Below are 7,552 nucleotides of genomic sequence, written 5' to 3'. Positions count from 1 at the left end.
GGCCTTGCGCTCGGCGCGGCCGCCGCCGCGGCGATCGGCTGGGTCGCTGTCGGCCTCACGCCCGCTTATTCCGAGAACCGGCAGCAGCTGTTCGCGATCGAGCATTTCTTCGACCAGGACGAAGGGACGGCGCGCTGGCTCGTCAACAATGACGGCGCCGCGCTCCCGCGGGGCTTCGAGGATTTCGAGGAGCGGTTCGAGCCGCCCTGGTCCAGGCGCAAGCGCTGGAGCGCCCCGGCGCCGACTCTACCCATCGAGGCGCCGTCGGCGCAGCTGATCGGCGCGGGGGCGGAGGGCGAGGGACGGCGGCTGCGCCTGCGGCTCGCCGCCAACGGTGCCGAAACCGTGACGCTGAAACTCCCGGCGGAGGCGCGGCCGCTCGCCGCCGGCTTCCCTGGTTTCGTGCGGCCGTTCGGCAAAGGCGGGGACGAGGATCCCTATTGGCTGCGCTGTCAGGGGCGCAGCTGCGATGGCGCGGTGATCGATCTGGTCATCGCCGAGACCGCGCCGGTCGAGATCGGCTTCATCGGCCTTCATCGCGGCCTGCCCGAAGAGGCGGAGCCGCTGGTCGCGGCGCGGCCCGCTCATGCACGGCCGCAATATGTGATCGACGGCCGCTACGCCGTGCGCCGCGTGCGCTTCTAGCGCGGAGGCAAGGCCGCGACGAAGATGTCGGCCAGCCCGGCATCCTGGCCGGGCTGCTCGCGCGTGCTCGCATACCAGATCGAGCGGCCGCCCGGCGCGAAGGCGGGGGTGAAGTTGAACGGGCCGTGGTTGATCGCCGGCGGCAAGGGCTCCGGCGTGCTCCATCCGGCGCTCCCGCGCCGGGAGATATGGAGCAGCCCTTTCCCCTCCACCATGCGCCAGAACAGGGCCGTGGCGCCGTCCGGGCTCAACGTGAAGTCGCTGTCGCTTTCCGGGCCGTTGAACGGACCGTCGATCAGCCTTGCCTCGCCGAACCCGGTACCTTCGGCGGGCGCGGCATAGATGTCGAGGCCGCCGGCGCCGCTGCGCCGCGCCGAGGAGAAATAGAGCGTGCCGCCGTGCGTTTCCGGGCCGAGCTCCTGGCCGCGGCTGTTGACGGAGGGGCCGAGATGCTCGGGCGCGGACCAGCCGGACGACGTGCGGTGCGCGCGCCAGATGTCGTAATCGGCCCGCCCCTCCTCGCGGCCTGACGTCGGACGGGTGGAAATGAAATAGAGCGTCGCGCCGTCCGGTGTCAGCCAGGGATCGGAATCGGCCCAGCGATCGTCCGAGAAGGAGATCGGGCGCGGCTCGGTCCAGCGGCCGTTCCGCCTCTCCGTCACCATGATCTTCGCGTTCGCGAATTCGGCGTCGGAGCGCGCGAACACGGCGGTGCGCAATGCCGCGTCGGGGCTGAAATTATAGTCGTTGCGCGGTGACGAGATGTCGGCAAGCAAGCGCGCGCCGGCATCGGGCGCGGCGAGCGCGGCGGCGGCGGCAAGGCCGGCGGCCATGGTGGCGGCGGCGAGCGCAAGCGCGACGGCGATACGGTTCGGCATGGTCAAACCCCCTGGAGAACGGGGCCGCCATGCACTGTGCCTGGCAAACGCGCTTGCGCCGTTCGACCGAGGGCTGCGCTTCTTCGACGAACATGAAAAAGGGCGGAGGCGACCGGCGCCTCCGCCCTTCACATGTTCGGCCCTGCCGGAGCGATCAGCCCTCGGCGGTTTCCGTTTCCGGAGTGGCGGCGACGGCGGCCGGAGCCGGCTCGCTGCCCGGGCGCGCGTCGCGGCGCTCGGCGATGCGAGCGGCCTTGCCGGTGCGGCCACGCAGATAATAGAGCTTCGCGCGGCGCACGACGCCGCGGCGCACCACTTCGATCGAATCGATGTTCGGCGAATAGAGCGGGAAGACGCGCTCGACGCCTTCGCCGAAGCTGATCTTGCGGACGGTGAATGAGCTACCGAGGCCGCGATTGGCGCGGGCGATGCAGACGCCTTCGAAATTCTGGACGCGGGTGCGGTCGCCTTCGACGACGCGGACGCCGACGCGCAGCGTGTCGCCCGGGCGGAAGTCCGGGATGGTCTTGGTGGAGCGGAACTGCTCGATGGCTTCGGCCTCGAGCTGCTGGATGAGGTTCATCTGTCTTCGCCTTCGTCTTCGCGCCGCGCGCCAGAGGGCGGAGGCCTTCGCGCGTCCCCGTGACGCGCGATCAGGTCCGGCCGCCTTAGCCGTGTGTCCTCGATCGCGCGCGCCTTGCGCCACGCCGCGATCTTCGCATGATCCCCCGATCGCAGCACTTCGGGGATCCTGCGCCCTTCCCATTCATATGGTCGGGTATAATGCGGATATTCGAGTAGCCCCGTCTCGAAGCTTTCCTCTTCACCGCTCGAAGGCTGGCCCATTACTCCGGGAAGAAGCCGAACGCAAGCGTCGAGGAGGACGATCGCGGCCGTCTCGCCCCCCGACAGGATATAGTCGCCGATCGACACCGGGACGATCGGCCGCGCCTCGAACAGCCGCTCGTCCATGCCCTCGAAGCGCCCGCACAGGATCGAGACTCCGGGTCCTGCGGCAAGATCGCGCACCAGTGCCTGGGTCAGCGGAGCGCCGCGCGGGCTCATGACGAGCAGCGGGGCCGCCGGCGCGCGCTCCAGCGCATGGTCGACGGCACGGGCGAGCACGTCGGCGCGCATCACCATGCCCGCTCCGCCGCCGGCCGGCGTGTCGTCGACCGAGCGGTGCCGGTCGGTGGCGAAGTCGCGGATCTGCACCGTCTCCAGCGACCAGGTCCCCTCCTGCAGCGCCCGCCCGGCGAGACTGTGGCCGAGCGGGCCCGGGAACATGTCGGGATAGAGGGTGAGAACGGTCGCGGCCCAGGTCATGGCCGCGTCCAGTTCTCGACCTGTAGACCTGGCAAGTCGACAAAGTCGCCAAGGTTAGCCGTCACCAGGATGAGGCCCGTCGCGAGAGCATGAGCCGCGATCAGCCGATCGAAGCTGCCGCGGCGAAACGGCAGGTTTGCATAAGCGGCGGCGGCCTTCGCGTCGAATGGAAGGACGGGGATCATTTCTTTTGTATGCTCAAGCGCTGCCGGAGACGGCGCCTTTCCGGAAGCCGAGCCGTGCGCCACCTCGGCAAAGGCTATGGCAGAAATAGCGAGCTCGCCTTCTGCGCACTCAGCGGCGAGCGCAACCAGGGCCGGGTGACCCGCAAGGAGGAGAATGAACGCGTTCGCGTCCAGCATGTACCGCATTCAGCGGTTCCAACCTGGCCAATCGGGATCGTCCCACACGCGAGGCGATGGATCGAATTCACGCTCCTCCGGCGTCAGCGGCCTGAGGTCGGGGCACGAGCCGTAAATGCCGGTGAGGTCGATCTTCTTCGGCGCCTGCTCGACCGGCTCGACGATATATCTTCCCCGCTCCTCCCGGACGCGCATCTCCTTGCCCGCCGGAATGCCCAGCGCTTTGGGCAGCCGCAGCGCGACCGAGTTTCCGGACTTGAACGTACGGGTCTTCACCATCTCACTCTCCGTATATACGTCGTGTATATACGCGACGACCGCGTTGCAAGGCGGAACCCGCCGCCGTTCCGGACGCTAAGCGGCGATGAGCGAGCCCCATTATGATTGCCTTGTGATCGGCGGAGGGCCGGCGGGGCTTACCGCCGCCATCTATCTCGTCCGTTTCCACCTCTCCATCAAGCTCGTCGATGCCGGCAACAGCCGGGCGAGTTGGATCCCCTGCACCCACAACCATGCCGGCTATCCGGACGGCATTTCCGGCAAGGAGCTGATCGCCCTGATGACGGCGCAGGCCCGCCGCTACGGCACCTCGATCGAGGCCGGGCGAGTGACCCGGCTGGATCGGATCGACGGCGGCTTTTCGGCGGAATGGGGCGAAGGGGCCGTGACGGCGCGGACCGTGCTCCTCGCCACCGGCGTCAAGAACCGGCGGCCGCCGATGGACCTTGAACTCCATGACGAAGCGCTGGCCCGCGGCCTCATCCGCTATTGCCCGATCTGCGACGGCTACGAGGTCACCGACAAGAAGGTCGGCGTGATCGGAAGCGGACGCCATGGCGTCGCCGAAGCGGTGTTCATCCGCGGCTTCACCGAGGACATCACCCTCATCGCGCCCGACAAGGCCCACGACCTCGACGCCGAGGACCGGCGGCGGCTCGAGGAATATGGCATCGCCTGCGTCGACGGGCCGTGCGAGGCGGTCGGCTTCGACGCGGCCTGCATCACCATCGGCACGCCCTACGGCCACCACACCTTCGACAGCGTCTATCCCGCGCTCGGCTCCGACATCCACAACGAACTGGCGTGTCAGGTCGGCGCGGCGCTTTCGGAGGACGGTACGGTCAAGGTGGACAGCCACCAGCGCACGGATGTCGAAGGCCTCTATGCCGCCGGCGATGTGGTGATTGGGCTTGATCAGATCAGCCACGCGATGGGCGAAGGCGGCGTCGCGGCCACCACGATCCGCAACGATCTCGCGAAGAAGAAACCAATCGTGCGCGAGGCGCTGAAGCGGGCTTAGGCGAGGAAGGCCGGATCGGCGACGATGCGGCCGTTCTGCAGGTCGGCGATGCCGGGGCGGAACGGGATCATGGCGCGGCGGCCGCCGGGCCGCTCCACGTCGAGCAGGTCGCCCGCGCCGAAATTCTCGACCGCGGCCACGGTGCCGAGCGGCGCCCCCTCCCCGTCCACGACCTCGAGGCCGAGGAGATCGGCGTGGTAATATTCGTCCTCGCCGAGCGGCGGCAGCGCCGCGCGCGGGACAGTGAGGAGGAGGCCGCGTAGCGCCTCGGCGGCGCCCCGATCGCCGATCTCGGCGAAGCGGGCGATCGCCCCCGCGCCGCCGGCCCTAACCGCCTTCAGCGTCAGGAGCCGGCCGCCGACGGCGACCTGCTCCTGCGCTTTCAGCGTGTCGAGGCCTTCGGCGAAGAGCTTCAGCCGCACCTCGCCGCCAATGCCGTGCGCGCCGGCGACGGCGGCGAGGGTGACCTCAGGTTCCGACAAGGCTTACTCGGCCTTCTCCGCGCCCTCGGCCGGGGCGTCCTCGGCAGCGCCTTCGGCCGGCTCGGAGGTCGACTCGCCCTCGTTCGGGGCTTCGTCGGCCGGCGTGGCCTCGTCCGCGCCGCCGCCCGCGGCTTCGGCTTCGGCGGCCGCGGCGGCCTCGCGGGCCTCGGCCTCGCGCTGGGCGCGCTCCTCGGCGCGCTCCTTGGCCTTCTCCCCCGGCTCACCCTTCTTCGGGTTGTTGCGCGCGGAGCGCTCCAGGAGACCCGCGGCGTCGAGGAAGCGGTGGACGCGGTCCGACGGCTGGGCGCCGACCGACAGCCAGTGCTTGGCGCGATCGGTGTCGAGCTTCACCCGCTCCGGGCTGTCCTTGGGGAGCATCGGATTGTAGCTGCCGATGCGCTCGATGAACTTGCCGTCGCGGCCGGTGCGCGAGTCGGCGACCACGATCTTGTAATAAGGACGCTTCTTCGCGCCGCCCCGGGAAAGCCGGATTGCTACTGCCATTTTACCATTCCTTTCTGATAATTACGACTTTTTCTTGAAACCTGGTGGAAGCTTGAAAGGCAAATCGCCCAGTCCCTGGGGCAACCCGCCGGGAGGAAGCCCGGCACCGCCGGGCAGCCCCTTCATGAGATCGGGCGGAAGGTTGCCGAGCGCGCCGCCGCCGCCGAACAGAGCCCCGAGCTTGCCGAGACCGCCCATCTTGCGGATCTTCTTCATCGCATTGGCCATTTCCTGGTGCATCTTGAGGAGGCGGTTCACCTCCTGCACCGTCGTGCCGGACCCTTTGGCGACGCGGATCTTGCGCTTGGCGTTCATCAACTCGGGCTTCGAACGCTCCTTCGGCGTCATCGACGAGATGATCGCGTCCAGCCGGCCGAGGATGTTGCCCTCGAGCACGCCCTGGTTCATCTGACCCTTGAGCTTGTTCATGCCTGGCATCATGCCGGCCAGCGCACCGAGCCCGCCCATCCGCTGCATCTGCTGCAGCTGCCCGCGCAGGTCGTTCAAGTCGAACTGGCCCTTCGCCATCTTCTTGGCGAGCGCTTCGGCCTCTTCCTGCTTGATCGTCTCCTGCGCCCGTTCGACCAGGCTGACGACGTCGCCCATGCCGAGGATGCGGCCGGCGACCCGCTCCGGATGGAAAGGCTCGATCTTGTCGATGCCCTCGCCGGTGCCGGCGAACTTGATCGGACGGCCGGTCACAGCCCGCATCGACAGCGCCGCGCCGCCGCGGGCGTCGCCGTCCATCCGGGTCAGAACGACGCCGGTCAGATCGACCTGCTCCGTGAAGCTCACCGCGACATTGACCGCGTCCTGGCCGGTCAGCGCATCGACGACGAGCAGGGTCTCGGCCGGCTTGGTCTCGGCGGCCACCGCCTTCATCTCGTCCATCAGCGCCTGATCGACGTGGAGGCGGCCGGCCGTGTCGAGCAGCAGCACGTCGAAGCCCTGGAGGCGTGCGGCCTGGAGCGCGCGCCGCGCAATGTCGACCGGCGCCTGTCCCGGGACGATCGGCAGCGTCGCGACATCCGCCTGCTTGCCGAGCACCGCGAGCTGCTCCTGCGCGGCCGGACGATTGACGTCGAGCGACGCCATCAGAACCTTCTTGCGGTCCTTGTCCGACAGGCGCCGCGCGATCTTGGCGGTGCTGGTCGTCTTGCCCGAGCCCTGAAGGCCGACCATCATGATGACGGCGGGCGGCGTCGTGTCGAGATCGAGTTCGGCCGCGTCCGATCCCAGCATCTCGACCAGCGCGTCGTGGACGATCTTCACGACCTGCTGGCCCGGAGTCACCGATTTCAGGACCTGCTGGCCGACCGCCTGCTCGGTCGCCTTGTCGACGAATTCGCGAACCACCGGCAGCGCGACATCGGCCTCGAGCAGGGCGATGCGCACCTCCCGCATCGCGGCGCGGACATCGGCCTCGGTGAGGGCGCCGCGGCCGCGCAGCCGGTCGAAGACGCCGCTCAGGCGGTCGCTCAGACTCTCGAACATCGGCACCTACTCCTCATGCCAAACCAAAAACGCCGGCGGGCGAAAACTCGCCGGCCAGCGTGCGTCCTGGGACGCGTCCGTACACCCATTGCCCTGAACAGGATGCCGGCCCGATACAGGGGAAGCCCCCGCAAGGTCAAGTCGCCCGATTAACGCGATTTTCACCCGGCCATTCTAGGCCTCGTGCAAATTCGGCGACGAGTAGGCGAATGGCTGGCATCTTTTTCAACAGCAGACCGGCCGCGGGATCGACCGCGCGGCGCGACATGGTCGCGATCGGGGTCGCGCTCGCCACCCTGACGATCTTCGTCAGCTTCAGCAGCGAATATGTCGAGCAGCTCCGCGGCCAGCTCGTGAAGCTGGGCGCCAGCAACAGCAGCGTGATCGTCGGCCTCCTCCTCCTCAACGTGGCGCTCACCATCTACGGCTGGCGGCGCTATCGCGAGGTCGAGGAGCGCACCGCGGCGGAACGGCGTGCCCACTCGCTCGCCTCCTCCGATCCCCTGACCGGCTTCCTGAACCGCCGCTCGTTCGCGCAGGCCGCCAACGAGCTGATGGCGT

10 protein-coding genes and 1 pseudogene are annotated in these 7,552 nt (G+C 68.7%); 3 read left to right on the top strand and 8 right to left on the bottom strand.

Going from position 1 to position 7,552, the window contains the following annotated elements:
- On the top strand, window positions 1-645 hold a 645-nt coding region (locus ACK4K7_RS05830), incomplete at its 5' end, for a hypothetical protein (RefSeq protein WP_431864291.1).
- On the opposite strand, the gene ACK4K7_RS05825 is transcribed toward ACK4K7_RS05830, so the two are convergent.
- From ACK4K7_RS05825 to ACK4K7_RS05805, 5 genes are all read right to left on the bottom strand, one after another.
- A complete protein-coding gene (locus ACK4K7_RS05825) occupies window positions 642-1,523 on the bottom strand; it encodes a TolB family protein (protein ID WP_431864290.1) in 882 nt (293 codons plus the stop codon). The two genes, ACK4K7_RS05830 and ACK4K7_RS05825, sit on opposite strands and share 4 nt — an antisense overlap.
- Before the next feature lie 154 nt (window positions 1,524-1,677).
- A complete protein-coding gene (gene rplS / locus ACK4K7_RS05820; protein ID WP_431864288.1) occupies window positions 1,678-2,106 on the bottom strand; it encodes a 50S ribosomal protein L19 in 429 nt (142 codons plus the stop codon).
- On the bottom strand, window positions 2,103-2,849 hold the full coding sequence (trmD, locus tag ACK4K7_RS05815) for a tRNA (guanosine(37)-N1)-methyltransferase TrmD (RefSeq protein WP_431864287.1): 747 nt from the start codon (window positions 2,847-2,849) through the stop codon (window positions 2,103-2,105). The genes rplS and trmD overlap by 4 nt, the downstream gene beginning before the upstream one ends.
- Window positions 2,846-3,211 (bottom strand): type II toxin-antitoxin system VapC family toxin, encoded by a 366-nt coding sequence (locus ACK4K7_RS05810; RefSeq protein ID WP_431864286.1) that lies wholly within the window; start codon window positions 3,209-3,211, stop codon window positions 2,846-2,848. The genes trmD and ACK4K7_RS05810 overlap by 4 nt, the downstream gene beginning before the upstream one ends.
- A 9-nt stretch (window positions 3,212-3,220) precedes the next feature.
- Window positions 3,221-3,490 (bottom strand): AbrB/MazE/SpoVT family DNA-binding domain-containing protein, encoded by a 270-nt coding sequence (locus ACK4K7_RS05805; RefSeq protein ID WP_431864285.1) that lies wholly within the window; start codon window positions 3,488-3,490, stop codon window positions 3,221-3,223.
- A gap of 85 nt (window positions 3,491-3,575) precedes the next feature.
- On the opposite strand from ACK4K7_RS05805, the gene ACK4K7_RS05800 reads away from it, so the two are divergent.
- Window positions 3,576-4,511 (top strand): NAD(P)/FAD-dependent oxidoreductase, encoded by a 936-nt coding sequence (locus tag ACK4K7_RS05800; RefSeq protein ID WP_431864284.1) that lies wholly within the window; start codon window positions 3,576-3,578, stop codon window positions 4,509-4,511.
- On the opposite strand, the gene rimM is transcribed toward ACK4K7_RS05800, so the two are convergent.
- Genes rimM through ffh form a run of 3 tightly spaced genes read right to left on the bottom strand, consistent with a single transcriptional unit; the run spans window position 4,508 to window position 6,991 of the window.
- Complete coding sequence (gene rimM, locus ACK4K7_RS05795) at window positions 4,508-4,993, bottom strand: ribosome maturation factor RimM (protein ID WP_431864283.1); 486 nt, start codon at window positions 4,991-4,993, stop codon at window positions 4,508-4,510. The two genes, ACK4K7_RS05800 and rimM, sit on opposite strands and share 4 nt — an antisense overlap.
- A gap of 3 nt (window positions 4,994-4,996) precedes the next feature.
- Complete coding sequence (rpsP, locus tag ACK4K7_RS05790; RefSeq protein WP_431864282.1) at window positions 4,997-5,497, bottom strand: 30S ribosomal protein S16; 501 nt, start codon at window positions 5,495-5,497, stop codon at window positions 4,997-4,999.
- 21 nt (window positions 5,498-5,518) lie between these two features.
- On the bottom strand, window positions 5,519-6,991 hold the full coding sequence (gene ffh / locus ACK4K7_RS05785; RefSeq protein WP_431864281.1) for a signal recognition particle protein: 1,473 nt from the start codon (window positions 6,989-6,991) through the stop codon (window positions 5,519-5,521).
- A gap of 209 nt (window positions 6,992-7,200) precedes the next feature.
- Between ffh and ACK4K7_RS05780 the strand changes: the two are divergent.
- Window positions 7,201-7,552: pseudogene (locus ACK4K7_RS05780) on the top strand (GGDEF-domain containing protein); the annotation flags it as partial.

Origin of the sequence: Allosphingosinicella sp. (genome assembly GCF_046295735.1) — a bacterium.
Taxonomy (GTDB): domain Bacteria; phylum Pseudomonadota; class Alphaproteobacteria; order Sphingomonadales; family Sphingomonadaceae; genus Allosphingosinicella.
The sequence above is the reverse complement of the archived record's forward strand: the minus strand, read 5'-3'. Positions and strand labels throughout refer to the sequence as shown.

What these genes read in the sequence shown, in the direction of transcription:
- ACK4K7_RS05825 (WP_431864290.1), bottom strand. Translation starts at nt 1,523, where the DNA reads ATGCCGAACCGTATCGCCGTCGCGCTTGCGCTCGCCGCCGCCACCATG.
- rplS (WP_431864288.1), bottom strand. Translation starts at nt 2,106, where the DNA reads ATGAACCTCATCCAGCAGCTCGAGGCCGAAGCCATCGAGCAGTTCCGC.
- trmD (WP_431864287.1), bottom strand. Translation starts at nt 2,849, where the DNA reads ATGACCTGGGCCGCGACCGTTCTCACCCTCTATCCCGACATGTTCCCG.
- ACK4K7_RS05810 (WP_431864286.1), bottom strand. Translation starts at nt 3,211, where the DNA reads ATGCTGGACGCGAACGCGTTCATTCTCCTCCTTGCGGGTCACCCGGCC.
- ACK4K7_RS05805 (WP_431864285.1), bottom strand. Translation starts at nt 3,490, where the DNA reads ATGGTGAAGACCCGTACGTTCAAGTCCGGAAACTCGGTCGCGCTGCGG.
- ACK4K7_RS05800 (WP_431864284.1), top strand. Translation starts at nt 3,576, where the DNA reads ATGAGCGAGCCCCATTATGATTGCCTTGTGATCGGCGGAGGGCCGGCG.
- rpsP (WP_431864282.1), bottom strand. Translation starts at nt 5,497, where the DNA reads ATGGCAGTAGCAATCCGGCTTTCCCGGGGCGGCGCGAAGAAGCGTCCT.
- ffh (WP_431864281.1), bottom strand. Translation starts at nt 6,991, where the DNA reads ATGTTCGAGAGTCTGAGCGACCGCCTGAGCGGCGTCTTCGACCGGCTG.